This is a genomic window from Rhodococcus sp. 14-2483-1-1, assembly GCF_002259335.1.
Taxonomy (GTDB): domain Bacteria; phylum Actinomycetota; class Actinomycetes; order Mycobacteriales; family Mycobacteriaceae; genus Rhodococcoides.
Genome location: NZ_NPFX01000024.1, coordinates 19,765 through 41,334, shown reverse-complemented (window position 1 = coordinate 41,334; position 21,570 = coordinate 19,765). Strand labels below are relative to the sequence as shown.

The window sequence follows — 21,570 nt, the reverse complement described above, 5'->3', positions numbered from 1 at the left end:
CGATCGCTACAACAGATCTGGTACGTCCAAGATCGCGACACCAGTTTCTTCACGCCACCGCTCCAGCAGGTCCGCTCGCTCAGACAGGGTGACCGTGGCCTGGACGGTATGACGATGCTCCTCGCCTGCCACCCCCGCTTGCCCGAACAGTGCAATGCACCGCCGGGCATGTTCGAGGTCGTGGCGGGCCCAGTACCGCAGACCCTCGAACCCGGCCTCCCGTAACGCGGCCGCCCACCGCTGCGTCAGCGGATAGTCGGCGGTAGTAAAGATTTCTGCCGTGACTCCGAGCGCGACACCGGTGTTCGCAGTCAGATCAGCGAGCCTGATATCAGCATCCAACGTGATCGTCGACGCTGCACGCGCATCGACCTCGTATCTCGGCACGACCTGTTGGCCACCGAAAATCTCCAGGAGAGTGACCACTTCGTCTTCGGCCAGGTAGCAAGTCCCATCAGGGGCTTCGAGGTCGAACCTGCCGCCGCCATTCGATGAGTACCACCACGGTCCCAGACTGGCCTGATGCGATCGAAACAGCTCGGCCCCAGCCGGGTAGACGCACGACGGAAATCGCTCCGCCAATTCACCGACGGGCTTGGGCTCGAACAGATGAACGACGGCGCGTTCAGCGCTCACGCCGCAAGCCGACTGACCGCAGCCCGGGCAGCGCGAGCAGCCGTAGGAACGTCCCCGTCGAGAAGTGCTTGCCGAGGTGTACGGCCGTCGAGCTCTGGCTGTTCGGTAGTCAGCCACGCGACCGCCAACCATCCACGCGGGTCCTGCCCCGCCCACACACGCAGCACCTCTTGGATGCCGAGAATCGGCTTCGCCGGTTGGGCATCGGTGAAGCCTGCGGCGGCGTAGCCGTATTTGCCGTTGCTGCCGGTCAACCGAAGAACGCGGTTCTCTTTCACAGCCTTGCTCAAGGCAGCACGCGTCCAACCCGCAACGTCGAGGGCCTGACTGGGGGTCAAGATTTCCCCTACGTGCTCACTCCACGCGCGACGCGCCTTGAGGCCGTTGACGATGCCGCCGAGGCCCGCTATTGCATACGCCAGATCACGCTCGTCCGGCGCGCCACTGGCCTCGACCAGCCGGTGCGCCATGACCTCGAAATCCTTCTCGACAGTGGACATACCCTGATCATCCCCGGCTGTTCGCGTCATGTCAACCATGTCAACCTGAATACAGGGATGTGATCGTTAGCGTGCGGGAAGTGTCGTACCTGGCCGGTACGGTCGGGACGCGAAACTCCTGCGACGGGGCAGAGAGTCGAGGTGGGTTGGGAGCGTCTAAATGTCACCGGTGAGCAAGAAACGCAAGGGTGCAGGCAAGGGGTCAGGGCGATCGCGTAGCGGTCCGGGAGCCGCTGCATTGCCAGAATGGGCGCAGCGGGCCGGGTACGTCACACCACCGGTAGCGGGGATCCGTCCCCCTGCGAATCCTGGCGTGACTGCACCGGCAGAAGTGCAGATCATCGACCGGCATTGCCAGATTTGGCAGGCCTACACCGAGGGCGGTTTTTCCGGCACCTGCATTGCTGCGGTGCGTTGCCTGATTCCGGCATTGCGTGACTACGGGATCGAGGCTGAGCCGTTGGTCGTGTACGGGCAGGTGGCGTGGTCGGACGAGCAGTGGGTGGAGCTGGGAAGCCGCACACCGAAATGGGAGTCGGACACATGGTGGACAGGACACCTAGTGTTGTGGATTCCGGCAATGGGCCGGATTGTCGATCCGACCGTCTACCAAGCAAACCGGCGCGGAATGCCGACAACGATCACTCGGGCTCTGGTCTTCTCGATCGGTTCACTAGATCTGATGGAGACAGCGGGAGTGAACAAGGATGGTGCCCTGGTGCAGTACGAACGAGTCATCGGCGCGGACATGAGTTGGTTCGATCGCGATCACGCCGATCGCGAGGCGATCGAAGATGCCCTCCGAATTCTGCGAAGCGCAGTATCCGACTCACTCGGCAGCAAGGCGGACCGAAAATCTGGTTGGATGGAGACCGCGACCCACCCACCATTGGTGGAAGCCTTACGCCTACGAGGCTTGATCTCCGCAACATAATCCGGTAGCTACGCAATCTTCTCAGCGGTAGGCATCTGACCGGTGTGAGATCGCGGTGACCTGCACGATGCGCTGCCCGGCGTCGATCAGATAGAGAACCCGGTAGGTGCCTCTGCGGGCGCTGTAGGCGGGCGAAAGCGGCGGGGCCAGGGGCTTCCCGACCCGCTGCGGATTCTCCAGCAATGCTCCGGTGATGAACTCGTACACCGCAGCGGCGACCTTCTCGGGAAGAGTGTGACTGATAGCGCGAGACGCTGATCGAGCAATCACAAGCCGATACGGCGCTTCAGGCTCACTCACGCGCGGGTAGACCGGCCAGCGACCCGCATGACCTCGGCCAACTCCTTCGCATCGAGACTGTCACCCTCAGGCAGCTCCGCCACGCCCCGAAGATGAGATGTCAGCAGTTCCTGATCCGATAGCACTGCAATGGTCTCCTGCAGCGCATCGAAATCGTCGGCAGCGAGCAACACAGCAGCCCGGTGCCCATTACGGGTGATCTCATACCGGGCGTGGGTTTGTTCTGCATCGTCCACAATCTTGGACAGACGCGCACGCGCATCCGCGACCGGCAAAGTAGTCATGTACATAATTAGAGCGCAAATAGTGCGAGGGTGCAATTGCCGTTCGACGCGACACAGCACTAACTGGTGACCAAAACCCGAAGTTCGCCCATCCGACTTCAGTGCGCGCGGTCAGCGGCGTGGGAATTTCACCACCGCTCTCGGACTCGCTGCAGCCGCCCGAACATGCCGTAGGTCCTAAGATGCATCGTCGAACGGCCCGAATGCCGCTTCGTCCCAATGCCGTTCGAGCGCCGCGTTCCATTCGTCGATATCCGACGCGGAGAACAGATGCATGTTGTGTTCGGTGAGCAAGAACCCGGTGTCGCGCCATGCTTGGAAGTAGGCGGGGTTCTCCCCTGCTTCGCGGGCCTTGTCGATCAGGGAGTCCACGTCCGCCAACAAGTTCTCCTCACTGATCTCCTGCGGCGTGTCAGCAGCTGGGTCGAAGAACAATGGATCGTTCGGCCCGAGATCTCGGCCGAACTTGTCCCGAAACGCCTGTCGCTGCTCTTCGAGAGAGTCGTTGAGCTCCGCACCACCCACCATGTCCTTGCTCCACGACAGAGTGCGCCCACCGTCGGCGTTGGTGCGCCGTTGCACGAACGAGGGATCACCGCTGCGCTCGAGCACCAGCGCAGCGTGCTGCTCACGTGAGACCCCTTGCTGTGCAAGTCGCTTTCGACGTTGCTGGACCTTGCGGGCGCGTTTGTCGCCGGCGGAGGTACGTTTCGATGTCATACCTCCACCGTCTCAGAGATTCTCCAGAACATCCGGTATTCGGCCGATTGCTAACCTTCACGCTATGAGCGCAATCAATCCGAGGGTGGCGTTCGCTGTACCGATGTTTCTCGAAGCGCTGGCCTTGATCGAGTTGGGCCAGCCTCAGCCCGCTGAAGTCCTGGAACATCCGAAGATGATGGCTACCACGATGCTTACTCTGCTCAGTCATGGCGACGACGCGATCTTGGATCTGGGAGATCTTGCGCTCGCGTCGCTTGCCAGGGCTGCGATCGCGCTCTGCGATGCTCCGACTGAATCGGGTGCTGTGGCGACCTACCAACACGCGTTAGACGCGTGGGGTGAGATCAATGCGAACCCATGATCAGAGCGAGACTGGAACAAAATGACCGGCACCATCACACTTGCGGGGGCGTCCTTCGGAACAGCTCGGACAAGCCCTGCAGAGCCATCGTAACCCGATCTACGATTGTCTCGAATTGTTTGTCCGGCTGAAGAGAATTCAGTCCTGCGGCCGACAGCGCAGTCGTAAATTTCGTGCCCTTCATGTGGGCCGAGCCTGCCGATCGGATTCCCTGAAGCTGGCGTAGGGGTCCGACGAGACCATTCGGGTCGGCACCCAAGTTCTCGACGAGTAGCTGTAGGCAGGCAAGCGAAGGACTATTCGTGTCCGCGCCCGAGGACTCTCGAAGAGTCTTGACATCGAGTGCATCCACGATCCCTTTCGACAGAACCATGACACCGTTGTCGCTTTGGCCTTCGGTTGGATTGGTACACAATGCCAAGGCATCGAACGCACGGAGGTCAGCCGGGCCGAGTTGCTTGTACAACGACTCACCGAAGTAGCCAGTGAACGCCTCGATGAGTTCTGCCTTAGCTCGTCTCAGCCGAGCAGGGTCAGGGCGTTCGTCCTCTACCCACTGGCCCGCTAGGTCCCGCACGCTACGTGTGATGGTTATTCCACCGTTCGGCGGGACGTTGTGTGTGAGCCAGTGCTCTCGCTCGGTCTCGGGTAGCCGGATGAGGTGTCCCAGCCACACCTGGACGAGGTTGGCACCGTTGATGTCGACATCGATGGCCCACCGACCGTGGCACGAGACATCGGTCCGCAGCACCGTGTAGCGGTCTGGGTTGTCGCGGTATCGGGTCAGAACATCCGTGTCGAAGAAGACTGGGGTGAGGTAGTTCGCTTCATCGCGCTCGCAACTCAAACGAACCTCGTCGCCGGTCGAGGGGTCGATGTCAACGATGAACGATTGAAACCGCTCAGGCCTTTGCAGATCGTCGGGGTGCTCGCCAGCGGACGCGAACGGCAAAACTGCCTGTTTCCCAACCAACTGCGCTACGAAACCAGGCCCCCGATACGCGTCCCACGCCGTGTAGGCGAACGCTGCGTCTTTGGTGCGAATCTCAAGGTCGATCCGAGCTTCATGCACGCTGTCGTCAGCCCGAGAATGGGCGTGCTGGATCACCAGGCTCATGCTCCGGGCCGCGAGATACTTTCGGAGGTGCCGTGCATTGACTCGAACCTCGTATTCACCAGGATTCGGTCTGACGATCTCGACGACCTCCTCATCGCGGCCCGCGTGATTAGTTCGATACATTGTCTCGTTCGATCGCGTGATCAGGCCCAACCACCATACGAACGACGGCGTGAATTCGATAACGGGTTCTGTGGTTGCCGATGGCACCCAGGACACGTTGACGAACAGATGAAGGTCGTAGCCATCAGGGTTGGAGGTCAAGCCGTCGCGGAAGGCCGGGAGGCGATCAGAGCTGTAACTGGGCTCGCCGAGGTCGTTGATGGACCAATCGGTAGTGGCGAGGAATTTGCGCTGGTCCGATGTCGCCACCAGAAGAGGTTGAAGCGAGCTGTACTTGATTCCGCTCCCTCGATTCCGTAGAACCGAGATCCACTCGGTCGGCTCCGCCTGGATCTCCGAGAGGTAGCTCCTCAGCTGGAGAATCGTGGGCAAAGCCTCATAGCGCTCAAGTGAGCCGGAATTCGGCAGTGGATCGGTCAGCACCCCCTTGATCGTACGGAGGGCAGGCGACCGGGCTGAGAGTCGACTTAGAATGGGCCACCCGTGCTCGCCCGGATGACTAGGGCTGAGCTGCGACATCCAGTCTCGCCAGCGGGAAAATCATGGTCCGCGGCGACTCCGCCTACGGCAACAGCCGCGTCGTACGCGCCTGCATCAAGTTCTCGTTCGTACTGATCAAGAACCGAATCGTCCAACGAGCGATCGCCTCCATCCCTGACACCGCGTGGACGCCCGTGCGCTACCCGGGAGCGGTCCGCGACCCCGACACCGACGGCTGGATCTCCGACGCCGAGGTCGCCGAAACATCGTTCACCGCTTTCTCTTCCACCGCGTATCCTGTTTCTGCACGGTTGATCGTGCGGCGGGTCAAAGACGCCCGCTACCGCGATGCATTGTTTCCGGTGTGGCGGTATCACCCGTTTTTTACCAACAGCACCCTGCCGACGACGACCGCAGATGTCGTCCACCGTGCACACGCGGTCATCGAGACTGTGTTCTCGGATCTGATCGACGGACCGCTCGCGCACATGCCGTCAGGATCGTTTGGCGCGAGCTCTGCCTGGGTGCAGTGCGCAGCGATCGCCCACAACCTGCTGCGCGCCGCCGGAACCGTCTCCGGCGGGCGTCACGCGAAAGCTCGCGGAATAACGCTACGGCGCAAATCGTCAACATTGCCGCGCGTTTCGTGCGGCCACAACGCACACCCACACTGCACCTGCCGCGACACTGGCCGTGGCTCGATGCGTGGCTTCAATTATGGCGCAACATCATTGGCATCAGCCCACCCACACCCGCCTGATCCTCACCCGACCCGCCGACTCGGCCCGAGCAACGACAATCGTGGAAATGCTGGGTAGACCAGCGGACGAAACACGCCCAACCAGTCCCGACCCCACAATTCGGTCATCGACCACAGTGGGTCACCTCAGTCCGTGGATCGAGGGTAAGTAAATGTGATCCTTGCCACTTTCGGAAAATCATGCGACTGTATGAGGCAATCGCCGTTCCCCTGCAGACAGTGTGATGACGGGAAGTGTGCAGTGACCAGTACCGAGTTCGGACGCAGTTTGAACAAGGATTCCGGCCCCACCAACCAGCCACCTCCAGCCAGCGACGCATCCACGTTGAACGTCGCCTTGTACCCGTACACGCCCGAACCGAAATGGTTCGAGTCCACCATCAGAGCCGCGTGGCACAGCGTCCAACCGGATGTCGCTCTCAATTTCGTCTACACCTACGACTGTTACAAAGGCGATCCGCCGTCCACTGTGGACGTTTTTGCCTACGACTGCATCTTCGCTGATCACATGCGTCAGTTCTGTGTCGAGTTCGATATCGACGGCACCGCAGACTTTTACCCGTGGTCTCTCGCATCGCTGAAAACGGAATCCTCGGAGTATCAAGGAATACCGTATTTAGGGTGCATGCAAATTTTGATTCGCCGTCTCACTGACGCAGCACTGGGTGCGCCGGGGATGACTGTCGAAGAATTACACAAAATCCTCGGCGACGGGGATCCGAAAGCAGTCTGGCCCGCGCAGGGTCAAGGCATGCTGTTGGATTTTACTGGGGGAACGACCGTCGCGTGCATGTACGAGCAGGCCGTCATGGAGGAGTCGGGCCAGTTTCCGCTCACTCCCGCCCTTCCCCCCTGTCCAGGACTCGATCAGCAAGGCCTCGCCGACATGCAGGTGCTGCGAAACATCGCCGGGTACGCCCAGGCGACATATCCCGACTCGGGCTACGACCGAATCACGAAATGGAACCAGCGGATCGGTCGAGCCTTCGTAGGCTTGACCGAAATCTTCCACTTCATCGACAACGTCGACGCCTCGACCTATTCAGTCATGCCGCTGAGCTCCGAACCTATCGAAAAAGTGGGGATACCGCTTTATACCGACGCACTTTCCGTCAATGTGGCCATCGCCCAGGAAAAGCGAGCAACGGCTATCCAGCTCGTGAAGTTGATTGCATCGACCAACGTGATGCTCGAGTGCATGTCCCCAACAGGAAAGAAACCGCAATACCTGGTGCCCACCCGGCAATCGCTGATGAATCAGCTCCTGGCCCGGCAACCCAATTCGGCGGTGTACAACATCATGCGCAACATCATTTCCAACGACATGGCCCATCCATTTCGACTTGGGGCCGATTCCCGTACCTGGCTCGACTCGACCAAAGGCTGCATCAAAACTGAAATCCTCGGGCCACCCCCCGCTGGCGTTGCGGAGCATGTCGGCGAAGACAGCGCCGTGTTCAACGACCCCGCGTACGCTTCCACACCTGCAGGGCTACTTCGCCGCCCGTGACAGGAGTCCGTCGCAAAGTCGTAAGCAATGGCTGGTTGTGCCACGTTTGGTCCTCGCCGTTCGGACACGCGGCAATGGAGTATCGCTATGAGATCCATACATGCGGTCCGGTTGCCCACACCACCGCTGTCTGAGTGTCGCGGGGTTTGCGTCGAAATTCGTCGAACACCGTGCAAGCTTTTGGCTAAGGGATTACCCTGCCGAGTTTCACCCGATGCTCGACTACTACATCGAGCACTCGACGCGGGTCGGTGGCCGCATCGTAAGCCCTCCCCCGCTGCTGCATCGATCACCACAGCTGCCCAGGTAACGGCCAAGCGTGATCGGGAGCAGACACAGTCGACGCTGCAGATCGGCGACCTGGACGAACACGTTTGGCACCGTCTGCTAGCCCAATTTTGGATCATCTACGACACAGCGCAAAGGCGTGCGCGCGAAATTAGTGCTCGCGGCGGACAGCGGACCGCACATTTTGAGGTGCAGCCCCCGCAGTGATGCTGCGGATAGCTCTCTCGTTGGGTGCTGCCCGAACAATGGTGCGATCACCCGCAGCCGATGTCGGGACCACCACCACAGGGCGCGCGCTGGCACGTGGAGCCGACGACCCCGCCGGCGGATTCTGATCTTTCGAGGCCGTCACGCCGACGCCCCCTGCTGCTTCTCTATCTGGCGTCGCACTTCGTCGATCGTGCGGGAACTGCCCTCGTAGTTGCCCACCAGCCGAGGATTGGGACGCAAGGCCACCTTGCGACGCCGCGACGCCGTCGCCGGGCTCGCCGAGCCCACCGGTCGATCAGGTTTCTGCTGCTCGTTCACCGTAGCCATGATGTCCTCCTACATCCGAATGATAGCCGTCACGAGCAACACCAGCACAGATCCAGCCAACAGACCCGTCGTGATCCGCAACCGCATCAGCTTGCTCCGAAGCCGCATCTCTGTCACCTGATAAATCGACACCAGTGTCGACGCGATCTCGAACCGGCCCGTCGTCTCATCGACTGTCGAATACTCCTCCAACACCACTTCCGGATTGAGCCCCGACGCGGTATTGGGTGCAATCACGAATGCCGCCATGATTGCCGCCGCACCGGCCAGGGCAGCACCCGCAACCTCCCACACACCGATCCCCGCGGGATTGCGCAACACGATCCCCACCAGAATGCCCGCGAATCCCAGCAGCACACCCCCGCGCTGATCGATGCTCGTCACTCGGCGTTCCTGAGAATCCAGCGTCCGTTCGATGCTCGCGTGCACCATCTCGATTGCCGCCGGATTCAGCTCGACACTCACCGGGTTGAGCTCGGACGCCATCTCTTCGCCAGCAGCGGAGTCCGGTGAAGCATTTTCGCGCCCACCCCGGTCGTTCGATTCCACTGCTAGCGCCCCCTTTTCGACATCAATTTCGGCTGCGCCGAACCTCGTCGGCCACACCGCACCCATCAGCCGGCGCACCATGACACTCACCGCAATATTGTCTCAGCACACCACCGGCAACGTGTGTGAACACCTCTCACTGCGTCCTGCGTCTTCGAGCGGATCGACGGAGCAGACGACGTCTCAGGTCATCAGGATCGGACATGATGTACATCAAGTACAGCAGCGGCAGGTACATCAGTGTCGCCGGCAGCCGGCCGTTGTGTTGCGCGAAAAGTCGGTCACGGACGGGATCAGGTTTGTCGAACCCGTGTGTAGTGTTCCTGCGCAAACGCATGAACTGACTCACTGCGTCATCGAGTGACAGGGATTTGTCCGCTCCACCGGGCAGCTTCAGAATTACCTTCTCCGACCTACGGTAATTCTTGATGAAGAACCCGTCCCCCACTTCGGTCAACGCTTCCACACCAAAAGCCGCGTACGGAAGCAGGACGGACTGAACATCAGCAGGCATACGTTCTCGAACTTGCTGCAGCGCTTTCGCCGCAACCGAGGGCTTGCACAGTGCCGTGAGATCCCATGAAAGCCAGGTCGCCTCGATCAGGTCCATTGCTGACCACATCAGAACTCCGGCTGCGTAGTCGTCGTGCAGCGATAGCAGCGTCGAGGTAACTCGTTGCAGAAGATCCGCAAATTCCATCAACCGGTTCTGCTGCGCATAGGGGAGGTAGTCACCGTCAGCATCTGCGAACAGGCATGGGTTCAGGAGATGCCCGAGAACAGAGTTCATCTGAGCAACCCACCAAGCGACGGCCGCACCCCACGCCTCCGGTGCCGGCGGCTCCTGCCGCTGGGGAAGGCGACCCACTGGTGATCGGGGAAGTACCTGATGCGCTTCGTACGGAACAGGAGACCTCCCGACAATATCTGTGCCGAGAGTGAAAATCACCGCACCCGACACCCTGTTCGCTTGAAACGCCCATACCCATGGAGACCGTGCGGCCAACAACGGACCGAGATGGCTCGCGGGAATCAAGACACTGCTCAGGATCGACGATCCCGACGCGAAAATGGTCTCATCGACGTCGATCGGCCCGCGTCGTATGTCGTCGAGAAGTTCGGGGTCCTGATTCAGACGTAACACGAAACCAGGAAACCTGATCCGACGGTGCGTGGCGTTGCCATAGCGAACAACGTGGACAGCATGCCGGTCGAACGGATGCTCGTCATCGTCGTCCGAAGTTCCGGCCAACTCCCTACTCGCGTCCTGTACTGCCGCGGACAAGGCTCGATCGCTGGCGGTGATGACAGGTAGCTGGAGTCCGTACAGGAACGATCCCACCGCACCCGCGCTCATCTGTCTGATCGCGCGAAGGCGCTCCTCAACGACTCGCCCATGGTCCAGCCTGGAGACGTAAGGGTCTTGCGGGAGGTCGACGAGCTCGTCATCGACGTCCGCTTCCGAACCCGACAGGGTGCGAACGGTCATAAAATCGACACAGTCCATGCTGGCAGCCGGCTCGGTTAACGCCCACACATCGGGCGCGGACGTGTGGGCGACCTCGAACCCCAACTCTTCCAGGTAGGCCTGCACTTGCCCCCCAGCCAATTCCGGTGGCATCGTGACGTTGACAGTCAACCGTTCAGGCATTCCACCAGCCTACAAACCGGTAAGCCTGGAGTGACTCAATTTCGCACCCGAGGAGCGGGGGCGCACGGCTCTAATTTGTGACCAGGACCTGCAGTTCACCAATCCGAACTTCAGTACGCGAAGTCAGCGGCGTGGGTATGACTCCACCGACCGTCCCGTTGGGTGTCGTCGCTGTCCACGTGACGAGCCAATTCGATGTCGCGGAGACCTTGAATGTCCCACCGGGCTCGGTAGTGGACGTCTTGTGATAAACGATATTGCCGCACGTCGGACTTGGAAGCCCTTGTGCAACATCGGTATACGGCGTGAAGGGCAGTAACGCACCTGGGCACACCGACGGCACGGATCCGTCCCCCCAATTGACGACCACGGACGTATTGACCCCTGTAGCAGAAACTATGACACCCGGTCCTGCTGCAGTTCTGGTCACGGGGCCGACTGTCGATTCCCGTGGGTCAGCGACCCAGAACCAGCCGGGTAGACCAACCAGGCCGACAGCACCTGTGTTTGCGGGGTTCGGGGTGATGCCTATTCCGGGCGGATCCAACTGCATTGCCGTAACCGCTTGGCCGACAACGGTCATAACGTCGACCACCGGAGGCGTAGCCGGCACCCCAACGTCCGGAATTTGAACACACGGACCGGCCGCTTCGCAGGACCATGTTGTGCCGTCATCATTAACGACGTTCACTGCCATCGGGGCACCACTATCAGCATTTCGAACAAGCGTCATATTGGCGGCGTCAGTCGACGGAACGAACTCGAGCGGCGGTCCGGACGGCGCGGCGCTCCCACCACCTCCCCCGCCCACAGCAGCTGGCGCGGATCCAGTCGTTCCACCCCCTGACGGCACACTCGTGTACGTACCTTCGACCACAACTGTCGAACCACCCAAGCCTCCGCCGAAGGCACCGCCAGTTCCGGTGCCGATCCCCGGCTGCGCAAATACTGGGTTCGCGTTGAACACTCCAACTAGAAGCACTGATGCGATAACCCCAAGCGGCTTACGCATGACCCACCGCCCTTATGGATTCCAGTTGCCTACTTGCCAAACCGTCGATCATGGTGCGTCGCATGGGGTACCCGAAGAAGTCACTGCATCGGAAACAATGCGCCAGCCTGATGAATCTGGCCACGCCACGTTCTCCAGAGTCGGCTTGCCCAGCTCCCGCCGGACTCGGTCAGGAGGGAGCACACTCGTGCCGTCCGGACGGATCTGGTCATAGTTCGAGCTGTCGATGCAGACTCGCAATGTTGCCGACGCTTCTTCCTTAATTGGGTTCCCGTCAGCATCCTTTGGTGCCTGCAGTTCCGTCACGAATGCATCTGCGACAGTCGCAGCACCCGTGGAGACAATTCCTTGAGATCGGCGCAGGTTCACGTTTGCCTTCAACTGATCGAGGATCTTTCCACTCGCAACAGAGTCCAGCATGTTGATGTCTACAGCAGGATCGCTCTCGACCTTCGCGAGAACGGCGAAGAACTCATTCACCTTTGCTGTTGCCTGCTCGGTCGCCTGTTGTTCCGGGGACTTTTCGACGCCCTCTGGTCCCGTGAGGACCGGCTGCGTGGTGGTCGTTACGGGGGTCGCCTCAATGTCACCGCTCCCGCATGCGACGCTGATGCTTGCAGCGGCTGCTACTGCGAGGATTGCCGCGCCTGTGCGACGTCGTGTGCTGATCATCGTGGACCCCCTACGTTGTTCTGTGCGTTGTACTGCGATAACGATAATGGTGCGGCTGTTTGGACCGTAACGTGCTTACCGGACACTTCAGACACCTCGATTGACGCGACTGCTATCAACTGGCTATTGCTCCGATCCGGTAGAGGGCGTTGCCGCCATTGTGGAATTGCGCGAGGGCGCGCAAGAGTTCGTCGGTTTCGGGTTCTGGGTCGACATCGATGTCGGCGAGGTTCGCGAGCAGTTGGTCGATCAGCTCCTGGGTCTTGCTGATCTCGTCGCTCCCGTGGGTAGCGATGATCGCCAGTCTCCAGAGACCTTCTCGGAACGGTTCGACGGTGACGCCGCGGTTTGCGGTGGTGAGCGCGGCGGAAAGATCTCCGGTCTTTATTTGTCTGGTGGCGAGCTCTTCGAGGGCATCCGCGAGGGTCGAGATCATGTGCTGCTGTAGGTTTCGTGCCCACCCGTAACGGTCTGACCGTGTCCCGGCGAATGGTTGATCGTTTACCAGTTCTGCAGCCGTCCGCAATTCCGCATCGGTGGCGGCGGCCGGAGTGGTGTCGATCAGTTGTTGCCAGTAGTCCCAGTCCGATCGGACATCGGGGTGCAGTCGGTAGCCGGTGCGGCCGGTGCGGTCGCCGTGCTTCGGAAATGCCTGCTCACCGTTCTCTGTCTCTCCCAACCAATTTCGCAGTCTCGAGAGGTAGTTCTGGCGTCGTGTCGCCTTCTTTTTCGGCTGATCCTCCAGAGGGAGTTTGTCGAAATTGTCTGCAGGCCAGATCTTTTTGTCGATGGAGTCGTGTTTGATTCCCGGGTGGATGGAGAGAAGAGCGGCGATCTCGGTTAGGAGTACTTCACGGCCGTCCTTGGGTGGCTCCCCGGTCGGGGTGGTGACTGCTGGTTTCCCGAGAAGATGGAGCCAGAGATGTCCCGGGGCCGGTACGTCACCAGCGACAGGAGCGATGGGTGGGGCCTGGTCGTCGTACCTGATCGCTTCTGGGGATGTCCACTGCGCGGCGTCCGGGCTGTAGGTCGGAACGTTTGTGACGTCGGGGGCGGTCTCCGATGCGGTAGTTCCGTTCAGCAGCAGCTGGTCGGTGGGGTCGATCGTGGTGACGGAGTCGAGGAAGGTCTCAGCGCTTTCGGCGTCGGTGAGGTGTGCGTCGATTTCGGCTGCAGCCCAGGGGTCGTGCATGGACGACTCTGTGGGGATAGCTGGCTGTGTGGCGGTCGCGAGGTAGGCGGTAATGCCTTCATATTGGTCCGGCTCGAGAAATGCTGGCTGGAATGCGAAGCCGCCGTCGGTGTCTCGTTTGACAAGGCTTGCGGTGTTGCGGTCGACGATGTCGAGTGTCCACGCGGCCTGGGTGTTCTCGCTGGCGGTGCTGGCGGTGCTGGCGGCAGCGAACGCCACGCGCGGTGTGGCGGCCAGGATCTGATCGAGTGATTGCTGTTGGTCGGCCGTCAACTGACTCGCGATGAGAACTACTTCGGGGGCGGTCATTTCGCTTGTGTCGTAGATCGAACGGGCCGCTGCAATGCTGTCGATGTGTTGTTCGACGAGGGTGTCTTGGTCACGTTCGGCTTGTCGGGCGAGTCTGGCCAGCACTTCGCCTGGTTGGTCGGTGTGCTCGATTCGACCGTTGCCGAACAGTTCGGGGAGCTCCTGTCCGAAACCGATCAGCGTCAGGTGCAGATTGTCGGCGAGCGGGGATTCGACGAGTTCGAGGGCCAGGGCCTGGAGAGTGCCGCGGGCGTGCTCTGGTGAAGCTGAGACGCCGAGGTAGCCGAGTTCTTCCAGGTTGAGAAGAACTTGGGTTCGGTCGTCTGTGGAACCGAGTGTCACGAGCGTGGGGTACGGGCTGATTGTGGTGGGTGCTGGGGCGATCCGGACGTCGGCGGGGAGGGTCCAGGTGCCGGTCTCTGATCTGAGCCACTGGTCCGGCAGTACGGAGTCATCAAGGATTACTAGCTCCACCGCATCGGGACCGATGAATGCGCCGAGTAATGCCGGCAGTGCGTTGCCCTGTGTCCGAGCGTGTTCGGCGATAGTCCTCAGTGCTTCGTCGAGCCGCGTGAGGACGTTGTTGTCCGCTGCAGAATGAATCTGTTCTTCCACAACTGCTGCAGCGCCCCAGGTTTGAGGGAGGGTCTCGCCTCTGCGGCGATCGTGCTGTTGACGGTGCCGGCGCAGCCCGAAGGCCCCAGCCAGTCCGATGGCCGCTAGGGCTGAGATACCGAGCCACAATGTGCTGTTCTGATCCTCGGAGACATCGCTTGGCTGCGCAGTGGCGGCGATATATACCGGGTCTGTCGTCGATGTATTCAGTGGGATCTGGGTGGCTGGCTGAGTCGGGGCGGGAGCTGCAGCAGGACTGGGTGACGACGTCTGCGCTGGAGCAGGCATTTGAGCGGGTGCCGGCCCGGGTGCCACAACATCTGCGCCCGCGGACTCAGCAGCAGGTTCGGAAGCTGCCACCGGGGCGGGAGCCTCTGCTGGCTCAGGGGCGGCCACCGGAGCAGGCGCTGGCTCAGGAACCGCCGACGGGGCGGGGGCCTCTGCCTGCTCAGGGGCTGCTGGAGCAGGCGCTGGCTCAGGAGCCGCCGCTGTCGGAGCAGGTAGCTGTGACGAAGCGCTGTTGAGTTCGATGCCGAAAATCTTCGCAGCGGCGGCGGCAGCGGCCTGCGCTTCTGCCTGAGCCTGTTCGTCACCGCCCGGAACCATCTCCGCTTGTTCCGGAACGTCGGTGCCACCCAGGAGAGGTGCAGCGGAGGACAGTTCAGGCGCTGCTGCGGGGGCCGGTTCAGGAGCGGCAGCCGGAGCCGGTTCGGGAGCGGCAGCGACCGGGGCCGGTTCAGGAGCGACGGTCGGTTCGGGCACAGCAGCAGGTACAGGAGCGGCAGCAACCGGGGCCGGGTCGGGGGAAGCAACCGGACCCGGTTCGGGCGTGACGGTCTCGGCGGTTTGATCGTTGACGGTGAGCTGCTGGCCGACGTGGATGATTGTCGACGGTGCAGTTCCGTCGGCGTTGATGATTTCTTTGTAGCGGTGTCCGTCACCCAGATGTTGCTCGGCGATGCTCCAGAGACTGTCGCCTTCTCGAACTGTGTAGGCCCCGTCGACGGTTGTGGGTGCGGCGGCGGGGAGCTGAAGTTTCCATCCTGGTTGCAGCCATCCGTCGACGGTCAGGACGTCGGCGTTGAGTTGCTTGATCTCGGTGTATCGAAAGCCATCGCCAAGGTGGCGTTCTGCGAGTTTCCATAGGCTGTCGCCCTGCTGCACCGTGATGGTTTCCCCGTTGATGGGGCGGGCGGGGGCTTCTGCTGGATGCGGTTGGCTTTGTTGCGTTACTTGGATCGGTGCCGAGTGGGCAGGGGCGTCGAAGAGCGGTAGTGCTGTGGCGGTGAGGGGTTGGGCTGTGGCGGTGCCCGCTGTTACCAGCATGAGCGCTCCGCCTATGAGAACGGAGGCGCTTCGCTGCTGGAAGCCGAGGCCTCGGAGTTGAGGTGCTTTGATGCCGCGTAGTGCTGCGACGAGTTCGATGACGGTGCTGAAGGTGAAGGTGGCCCAGGCGAGCCAGCCGATCCAGGTCACGAATCCGAGGAAGAGTGATCCGTCGTCTTGGGTGGTCAGAGCTGTTTTGATCTGGTCGAGATCGGGCAGCGTCGTCGGTATTGGGTTGCCGCGGAATGTCCACAGTGCGAGCGGAATTCCGACGACGAGGACGAGTAGGACGATCAGGTAGAGCAAACCAGTCAAGCGCCGTCGGATGGTGGTCATGCGGGTGTCCTTTCCGATGGCTGCAGGGTGGCCGGGGTCGTGCAGCGTTGCGCCGCGAGCTGTCGAATCACGTCCTCCGTCTTCTCGTGGAGTTCTGCGACTCGTCTGCTCTGCGGTCGATTGGTCATGGTGTGCCGGGGATTCCGAGGTTGGTGCGGTTCAGGTTGACGGTGGCTGTTCCGATGATCTGCTGTGGCCCGACGCCGATCAAACCGAGGACACGGGGTTGGTAGGTCGTTGTGGTGGTGATCAGCAGTGTTGTCGGTCCGGTCTGCACGACGACGCCGGGGATTCCTGCTGCGGCAAGGTATTTGGTGGCTTTGGCTTGGGCTGTCAGCGGGTTGACGACGACGTTGGTACCGCGGACTGCGAGTGGTTCGATGATGGCTTGTCCTGCCCCGCGGGCTGCTTCTTCAGCGACTTGCTCGGCGCGCTGCTTGGCGTAAACTTTGCCGCCGCCGTCGACGACGAGACCCATCATGATCAGCAACGCCATGGCTGTGATGACGCTCCACATGGCGATGGTTCCGGCGTCGTTGTGCGCGTCTCGCCGTGTGCAGGCGGCCACCGCCCGGCGTAGTGCTTCGGTCATCAGGCGCGCTCCCGGTAGGTGTCGACGGGTGAAGTCGCGGTTGCTGTGATGGTCCGTGAGCCCATGACTTGCGGGAATCCGAGTGCGTCGAGGGAGATGACGCACGTGACGGTGGCCGAGACGGAAGCCGTGACGCCGGGGCGAGTTCTGAATCCGCCGAGGTCGGTGTTGACGTTGAGAGCGGAACAGGTGAGCCCTCGTGCTGCCAGGTCGTTTCGCGCGGCTGCTTGCGCATCGGGGGCTGCGGAGAACGCCGTTCGCGCGATGGAGGCGGTACGCGCGGCCTCGTTCGCGGCGTGGACTACTTTCTGGTGCGCTTGCGCGAGAACGCCGAAGGTGACGATCAGTGCGATCAGGAACAGTGTGGCGGGGGCGACGATGACAGTCTGCAGGGCCGATCCTCGGTCGTCGGCTCTGGCTGCGGCTGCCAGCTGGCGCAGTTTGTTCGCGGTGTTCATCTGGTTCCTGGGGCAGTGACTCGTTCAACGGGAAGCGTCTCGCTGACATTGATGTCGAGGGAGAAGAAGGGGATGAGGCGGATGGGTTGTCCGGTGATCTGGACAGTTGCTTCTCGCAAGCCTCGGTTGACGACAATGACGGGTGCTCGAAGGGTCGTCGGGCCGGCGGTGGATGCGAAGGCGTAGCCCGCCGCTGTTCCGGCCGCAGCGCTGCCGAATTGCGATCGCGCTTGTCGTAGAGCTTCTTCACCGGTCGAAATCGCTACGGTCCGTGCGTGAGCGTAGAGAGCTGCCTGGATTGCGATGAGGAAGAGCAGTAGGACGACGCCGAATACCACGACTGTTTCGAGGGCTGCGCCGCGGTCGTCTCGACGTATGCGGGTGAGCCATTCGCGTAGTGGTACATGTGTGTCGGTGAGCAACGCTGGTCCTCCCCTGTCTCGTTGGGCGAGTGGTGGGGTTACTGGATTCGGTTGAGGTAGCGCTGTGCAACCACGGTGATTCCGGCGACGATAGCGATGGCGAGGATGACGAGGCCGGCGGTGATGACGACGGTCTCCATGCTGTAGCCCTTGTCGCTTTTGCGTCCGCCGGCGCGCTCGGTCATCCGGGTATAGGAGAACAGTGCCAATGCGAACAGTGTTGCGGTGGTTGCTGCGATCCGGTTTGCGATTGTGCGCGATGCTGCCATGTGACGTTTCCCTTCGATATGTAAAAGCCCTGGTTATGACGGTTCTGGATGCCGGTCAGACTATCGCCAAGACCGGACACTTCGAGCAGGTGAAGTGCACGGATCGGTGTTTGCACAGCTCAAACTTGGTAGTTGATCGTTGAATGACAACGCATTCGGGTTGTTCGGTCTAGACGCCGCCCATGATGTTCACTCCGGCCGGCACGATCAGCATGATCATGAACAGCACGGCCAAGGTGCCGAGAGGTGCGTCCATCTTCTTCGTTTTGGCTCCTGCTTCGCCTTGTTCTTTCGAGAGCAGGGCACTGCGGAGCGCTCCGGCCCGCGCGGCAAGAGTGTCGGCCACGCTCGCTCCCTGGTCGCCGGTATAGGTCATGATGTCCGCGAGATCTCCCAACTCCGGCAGCGCCAGTTCGGCTGCAAGATTGGACAGAGTAGCCCATGGTGCCTGTCCGGCGAGGGACGCTTTCTGAAGCTCGGCATCCAGACGTAGAAACACCCAGCTATCGCCCACTGCGGCAGCGCGTTCGAGACTTTGGAATGCAGCGACGCCGCCACTTCGGTTCAACGAAACGAAGTCGATGAACGCCGCCAATGCTCGGGTGAATTCGAGTCGGGCACTAGCGGCGCGAGTCTTGACGTCGGCGTCGGGCGCGAAGAATCCCACCAGCGCCAGGACGAGGGAACCGGCTACGGGAAAAGTCAGGGGCACTGCCATGCCGAACAGCGCCAGGAGTGCGATCGAAATCGGCGCGATGATCAGACCTATTGCAGCGGAAAGGATTTTGTCTCCGATGAACTTTTGTGGAGTTTCTCGGAGGATCGCCAGGTCCGCGGTCGGGATCCTGAACCACGCCTGCGATCGCAGCCGCGGGTAGAAGCGGGCACCGACCTTGTAGGACAGGGCATCCGAACCGGTGAGGTCGTCACCGCCGCGGGTGTCGACGGTGTACGGGTCCGGGGCTGCACCGGACAGTCGTTCCATGGCATCGCCGAGTGCTGGGTCGGCCGGCAGTATGCGGAGAACGAGGAGGATCAAGCCGAGAGCGGCGAGAGCGGCAAGGGCGATCGCCCAGAGCTCGAAGTTGTTCATACTGCGCTCCTCTCACGTGCGGTGTTTGCTGCGTCGCGGTCCTTGGTGCCGATGAACCTGGGGTATTTCACTGGCAAGGTGTATCGCTTCATCCACCCGAGCACCAGGCCGAAACCGATGAATTCGAGGAACAGAACGGGCTGGAGGAGGGGCTGTTTGTACGGGTCCATGTAGTTGGTGAACAGGAACAACCCAACGATGACAACGACGGTGATGACGGTGACCCCGCGAGCGGTCGTGCGGGGCCCTTGCCGTTCCGCTTCGGCCGTTCTGCGGTTGCGCACGTTCTCTGCCACCGATTCTGAAAGTCGCTTCAAGGCTGCGGTGAGTCCGGAGCCGCGCAGGCGAGCTGCCTGCCGCAGTGCACCGACCACGTAGTCGCCGGTGGAATCGTCGAGATCGTCTGCGAACCGAAGCAACGCTTCGTCGATCGACACATTGCCACGCAGGCGCGTGATGAGGCTCGTAATTTCCGGACGCAATGCTTGAGGCATTCCCCTGTGCGTTGCGATGATGGCCTGTTCGAGGCCGGATCCTGCTGCGAGCACTCCAGTCAGGTTGCGCACCCATTCTTCGAGGGCATTGAGGCGTTCGATGTCGTCGGCGGCGGCTGACGATCCGAGTAGGTAGGGGACGCCTACTGCTGCGATCGGAATGATGGGGAAGAGTACGAACCATCCACTGAGGAGCCATGCAGCAAGGCCGACGGCAGTTCCGATGGCGAGGAGTAATTTTGTCCGCCGGGCAATCCGCGCACGTGAGGTGCGGTGGCGTGTCGGCGCAGTCGGGTCGCGGCGATCGCGAATTCCGTTGGCAAAAAACCACATCCCGGCGGCAAAGACAAGGACGATACCGACGGCCGTGAACGTGTACATCAGAGCCCACCACCTGTGATCGTGTTGATGGGGATTTGGTTCGGACTGAAACCGCCTGCGTAGAGCTTGCGGAGCAAAGCTGGGGGCAAAGTTCCGTATTCGCCGGTCCCGCCCGGCTTTCCTTCGTAAATTTTGGTTACTGCGGGCATGGCGTTTTCGCCGGCCTCGATATGGATGACCTCGCTGACGAATCGGACCTGACGCCTCTCGCCGGTGTCGGTAAATTCGTAGTCCGTCTGCAGCTGAATGATCAGATTGATGTGGTGTGCCACTTGGCGGTAGGCGTACTCGACCGGCACTCCTGCTTCGAGGGCGCAGGTGACGAGGCGGTCGATCGCGCCGGCGGCATGCTCGGCGTGCGTGGTACTCAGGGAGCCTTTGGCCATCTGCATTGCTTTGAACATGTCGATGATCTCGCCGCCGGCTACCTCTCCGACGATGACACGGTCGAGCTGCATTCGCACGAACTGGTAAAGGATGTCGGACAGCGTCGTCGCGCCGCGTAGCGCTCCGGTCAGCTCGTTTCGTTCGCCGCCGCCGGTGATTGCCTCGGCTGCAACAACATACGGTCTGCGACCGTCGAGTTTGTCGAGGAACAGTTCGTACTCTGTCTCTGCTGTGCCGATCCGTGTTTGCAGGGGAAGGCAGTTGGCGAGCGCACGAAGGTTGGTTGTTTTACCTGATCCCATGGGCCCGGAGATCACGATGGAGGCACCACCGATGACTGCGGCGCTGAGGATCTCGGACAACAGTTGGGGCATAACACCCATTTCGACCATCTTGTCGATGGTCACATCCTTGTGGCGGTGCATGCGGATGGCGATACTGGGATGGCGGACCGAGTAGCCCATCGCGGACAAGCGGATGTCGCCGGGCAGATTGAGGCGGAGGTTGGGGTTGACCTGCGAGAACGGTCGTCCACCACCGGGTGCGCGCTGCGCGAGGTTGGTGAGCCAGTCGTAGAGCTCTTCGTCGCTGTCCGCGATCGGCGGTCGTGCCTGCAGACTCCCGTCGGGGTACATCACAATGACGCTGTCGCCGTTGATGAGGATGTTCTCGACGTTCGGGTCGTCGACGAGCGGCTGAAGTGGGCCGAGTCCGAACAGCGTGTCGAAGACCGCTTTGACCAGCGTCTGTTCCTCTTGGACGCTCAGCTGTTCGTGACCGGTGTCGATCGCGGACTGCACTTCTTTGCTGACGAGATCTATGACGATCTGCCTGCCCGACTCACGCTCCTCGTCCGGGGTCATGGCAGTGACGCCCAGCTCAGGGTTGAGGGCCTGATCTGCTCGTTGGGTCTTACGGAGAGAGAGGATTTCGGATGCTTCTTTGGTCAGTTGCTTGACCAATTGGTGGTTGGTCCTCGCGACGTCCGACCGCTCAGCTGGAAATGGTGATGGCGATGTGAACGGGACCGTCTCGAGTCGCTCGGGTTCCGGGTGGGAGTGGCGACCGTCCTTGCCGGCTGCGGCGAGCAGACCTGCAGATGAGGAGCCGTATTGCCCGCTCCTGTAACGAGTTATCTCGTTGTCGCCATCGTCGAGGATGATCGGATCGGCGGCAAACATCGGTAGGTCGGGTAGGGCTGGTCGCTCGTCGTAGTCGAAGTCGGGGGCGTTGTTGGTCATGCGGGTGTTCTCCCTTTG

The 21,570-nt window shown here is 61.3% G+C and carries 21 protein-coding genes and 1 pseudogene; 4 read left to right on the top strand and 18 right to left on the bottom strand.

Going from position 1 to position 21,570, the window contains the following annotated elements; genetic code table 11:
* Window positions 1-6 precede the first annotated feature (6 nt).
* Together CH294_RS25570 and CH294_RS25565 are read right to left on the bottom strand one after the other, a co-directional pair.
* The gene (locus CH294_RS25570) at window positions 7-636 is read right to left on the bottom strand and encodes an RES family NAD+ phosphorylase (RefSeq protein ID WP_015586099.1); all 630 of its coding nucleotides are present in this window, start codon (window positions 634-636) and stop codon (window positions 7-9) included.
* Window positions 633-1,136: a hypothetical protein gene (locus CH294_RS25565; protein WP_015586098.1), complete on the bottom strand. Its 504-nt coding sequence runs from the start codon at window positions 1,134-1,136 to the stop codon at window positions 633-635. Before CH294_RS25565 ends, CH294_RS25570 begins: the two co-directional genes overlap by 4 nt.
* A 169-nt stretch (window positions 1,137-1,305) precedes the next feature.
* Between CH294_RS25565 and CH294_RS25560 the strand changes: the two genes are divergently transcribed.
* The gene (locus tag CH294_RS25560) at window positions 1,306-2,070 is read left to right on the top strand and encodes a hypothetical protein (RefSeq protein ID WP_141216543.1); all 765 of its coding nucleotides are present in this window, start codon (window positions 1,306-1,308) and stop codon (window positions 2,068-2,070) included.
* 21 nt (window positions 2,071-2,091) lie between these two features.
* Here the strand turns inward: CH294_RS25560 and CH294_RS25555 are convergent, their stop codons facing one another.
* The 3 genes from CH294_RS25555 to CH294_RS25545 form a co-directional block, all read right to left on the bottom strand.
* Window positions 2,092-2,337, bottom strand: a complete 246-nt coding sequence (locus tag CH294_RS25555; protein ID WP_094615520.1) for a type II toxin-antitoxin system RelE/ParE family toxin — start codon at window positions 2,335-2,337, stop codon at window positions 2,092-2,094.
* 29 nt (window positions 2,338-2,366) lie between these two features.
* A complete protein-coding gene (locus CH294_RS25550; protein ID WP_230591632.1) occupies window positions 2,367-2,654 on the bottom strand; it encodes a type II toxin-antitoxin system Phd/YefM family antitoxin in 288 nt (95 codons plus the stop codon).
* Window positions 2,655-2,831: 177 nt separating this feature from the next.
* Window positions 2,832-3,374 carry a hypothetical protein gene (locus CH294_RS25545; RefSeq protein WP_015586094.1) on the bottom strand — a complete coding sequence of 181 codons (543 nt, stop codon included), beginning with the start codon at window positions 3,372-3,374 and terminating at the stop codon, window positions 2,832-2,834.
* Window positions 3,375-3,438: 64 nt separating this feature from the next.
* Here CH294_RS25545 and CH294_RS25540 point away from each other — a divergent pair, with 64 nt between their 5' ends.
* The gene (locus CH294_RS25540) at window positions 3,439-3,738 is read left to right on the top strand and encodes a hypothetical protein (RefSeq protein ID WP_015586093.1); all 300 of its coding nucleotides are present in this window, start codon (window positions 3,439-3,441) and stop codon (window positions 3,736-3,738) included.
* 34 nt (window positions 3,739-3,772) lie between these two features.
* Here the strand turns inward: CH294_RS25540 and CH294_RS25535 are convergent, their stop codons facing one another.
* Window positions 3,773-5,401 carry a hypothetical protein gene (locus tag CH294_RS25535; protein ID WP_052049375.1) on the bottom strand — a complete coding sequence of 543 codons (1,629 nt, stop codon included), beginning with the start codon at window positions 5,399-5,401 and terminating at the stop codon, window positions 3,773-3,775.
* A gap of 95 nt (window positions 5,402-5,496) precedes the next feature.
* Here CH294_RS25535 and CH294_RS25530 point away from each other — a divergent pair.
* Both CH294_RS25530 and bcmE read left to right on the top strand, forming a co-directional pair.
* Window positions 5,497-6,218, top strand: a pseudogene (locus CH294_RS25530) (transposase); the annotation flags it as partial.
* A gap of 241 nt (window positions 6,219-6,459) precedes the next feature.
* Window positions 6,460-7,728, top strand: a complete 1,269-nt coding sequence (gene bcmE, locus CH294_RS25525) for a thiamine pyridinylase (RefSeq protein ID WP_032364993.1) — start codon at window positions 6,460-6,462, stop codon at window positions 7,726-7,728.
* Between the two features lie 636 nt (window positions 7,729-8,364).
* Here the strand turns inward: bcmE and CH294_RS25520 are convergent.
* From CH294_RS25520 to CH294_RS25465, 12 genes are all read right to left on the bottom strand, one after another.
* Window positions 8,365-8,553 (bottom strand): hypothetical protein, encoded by a 189-nt coding sequence (locus CH294_RS25520; RefSeq protein WP_015586087.1) that lies wholly within the window; start codon window positions 8,551-8,553, stop codon window positions 8,365-8,367.
* Between the two features lie 9 nt (window positions 8,554-8,562).
* Window positions 8,563-9,192: a hypothetical protein gene (locus tag CH294_RS25515; RefSeq protein WP_139278539.1), complete on the bottom strand. Its 630-nt coding sequence runs from the start codon at window positions 9,190-9,192 to the stop codon at window positions 8,563-8,565.
* A 46-nt stretch (window positions 9,193-9,238) separates the two neighbouring features.
* Window positions 9,239-10,753 (bottom strand): hypothetical protein, encoded by a 1,515-nt coding sequence (locus CH294_RS25510; protein ID WP_015586085.1) that lies wholly within the window; start codon window positions 10,751-10,753, stop codon window positions 9,239-9,241.
* Window positions 10,754-11,813: 1,060 nt separating this feature from the next.
* Window positions 11,814-12,437: a hypothetical protein gene (locus CH294_RS25505; protein ID WP_015586083.1), complete on the bottom strand. Its 624-nt coding sequence runs from the start codon at window positions 12,435-12,437 to the stop codon at window positions 11,814-11,816.
* A 115-nt stretch (window positions 12,438-12,552) separates the two neighbouring features.
* Window positions 12,553-16,215, bottom strand: a complete 3,663-nt coding sequence (locus CH294_RS28030) for a LysM peptidoglycan-binding domain-containing protein (protein ID WP_015586082.1) — start codon at window positions 16,213-16,215, stop codon at window positions 12,553-12,555.
* A 124-nt stretch (window positions 16,216-16,339) separates the two neighbouring features.
* Window positions 16,340-16,807 carry a pilus assembly protein TadG-related protein gene (locus tag CH294_RS25495; protein WP_015586080.1) on the bottom strand — a complete coding sequence of 156 codons (468 nt, stop codon included), beginning with the start codon at window positions 16,805-16,807 and terminating at the stop codon, window positions 16,340-16,342.
* Entirely contained in the window at window positions 16,807-17,265 is a 459-nt protein-coding gene (locus CH294_RS25490) for a TadE family protein (protein ID WP_015586079.1), read from the bottom strand. The genes CH294_RS25495 and CH294_RS25490 overlap by 1 nt, the downstream gene beginning before the upstream one ends.
* Window positions 17,262-17,687, bottom strand: a complete 426-nt coding sequence (locus CH294_RS25485) for a type II secretion system protein (protein ID WP_015586078.1) — start codon at window positions 17,685-17,687, stop codon at window positions 17,262-17,264. The genes CH294_RS25490 and CH294_RS25485 overlap by 4 nt, the downstream gene beginning before the upstream one ends.
* Before the next feature lie 38 nt (window positions 17,688-17,725).
* Window positions 17,726-17,956 carry a hypothetical protein gene (locus tag CH294_RS25480; RefSeq protein ID WP_015586077.1) on the bottom strand — a complete coding sequence of 77 codons (231 nt, stop codon included), beginning with the start codon at window positions 17,954-17,956 and terminating at the stop codon, window positions 17,726-17,728.
* A 169-nt stretch (window positions 17,957-18,125) separates the two neighbouring features.
* Window positions 18,126-19,049 carry a type II secretion system F family protein gene (locus CH294_RS25475; protein ID WP_015586076.1) on the bottom strand — a complete coding sequence of 308 codons (924 nt, stop codon included), beginning with the start codon at window positions 19,047-19,049 and terminating at the stop codon, window positions 18,126-18,128.
* Window positions 19,046-19,924 carry a type II secretion system F family protein gene (locus CH294_RS25470; protein ID WP_052047795.1) on the bottom strand — a complete coding sequence of 293 codons (879 nt, stop codon included), beginning with the start codon at window positions 19,922-19,924 and terminating at the stop codon, window positions 19,046-19,048. Before CH294_RS25470 ends, CH294_RS25475 begins: the two co-directional genes overlap by 4 nt.
* On the bottom strand, window positions 19,924-21,552 hold the full coding sequence (locus CH294_RS25465; protein WP_015586074.1) for a CpaF/VirB11 family protein: 1,629 nt from the start codon (window positions 21,550-21,552) through the stop codon (window positions 19,924-19,926). The genes CH294_RS25470 and CH294_RS25465 overlap by 1 nt, the downstream gene beginning before the upstream one ends.
* Between the last annotated feature and the right edge of the window lie 18 nt (window positions 21,553-21,570).

Coding starts and splice junctions, on each gene's coding strand:
- CH294_RS25490 (WP_015586079.1), bottom strand. CDS start 17,265: ATGAACACCGCGAACAAACTGCGCCAGCTGGCAGCCGCAGCCAGAGCC.
- CH294_RS25510 (WP_015586085.1), bottom strand. CDS start 10,753: ATGCCTGAACGGTTGACTGTCAACGTCACGATGCCACCGGAATTGGCT.
- CH294_RS25540 (WP_015586093.1), top strand. CDS start 3,439: ATGAGCGCAATCAATCCGAGGGTGGCGTTCGCTGTACCGATGTTTCTC.
- CH294_RS25495 (WP_015586080.1), bottom strand. CDS start 16,807: ATGACCGAAGCACTACGCCGGGCGGTGGCCGCCTGCACACGGCGAGAC.
- CH294_RS25550 (WP_230591632.1), bottom strand. CDS start 2,654: ATGACTACTTTGCCGGTCGCGGATGCGCGTGCGCGTCTGTCCAAGATT.
- CH294_RS25520 (WP_015586087.1), bottom strand. CDS start 8,553: ATGGCTACGGTGAACGAGCAGCAGAAACCTGATCGACCGGTGGGCTCG.
- CH294_RS25475 (WP_015586076.1), bottom strand. CDS start 19,049: ATGAACAACTTCGAGCTCTGGGCGATCGCCCTTGCCGCTCTCGCCGCT.
- CH294_RS25480 (WP_015586077.1), bottom strand. CDS start 17,956: ATGGCAGCATCGCGCACAATCGCAAACCGGATCGCAGCAACCACCGCA.
- CH294_RS25465 (WP_015586074.1), bottom strand. CDS start 21,552: ATGACCAACAACGCCCCCGACTTCGACTACGACGAGCGACCAGCCCTA.
- CH294_RS25545 (WP_015586094.1), bottom strand. CDS start 3,374: ATGACATCGAAACGTACCTCCGCCGGCGACAAACGCGCCCGCAAGGTC.
- CH294_RS25565 (WP_015586098.1), bottom strand. CDS start 1,136: ATGTCCACTGTCGAGAAGGATTTCGAGGTCATGGCGCACCGGCTGGTC.
- CH294_RS28030 (WP_015586082.1), bottom strand. CDS start 16,215: ATGACCACCATCCGACGGCGCTTGACTGGTTTGCTCTACCTGATCGTC.
- CH294_RS25470 (WP_052047795.1), bottom strand. CDS start 19,924: ATGTACACGTTCACGGCCGTCGGTATCGTCCTTGTCTTTGCCGCCGGG.
- CH294_RS25505 (WP_015586083.1), bottom strand. CDS start 12,437: ATGATCAGCACACGACGTCGCACAGGCGCGGCAATCCTCGCAGTAGCA.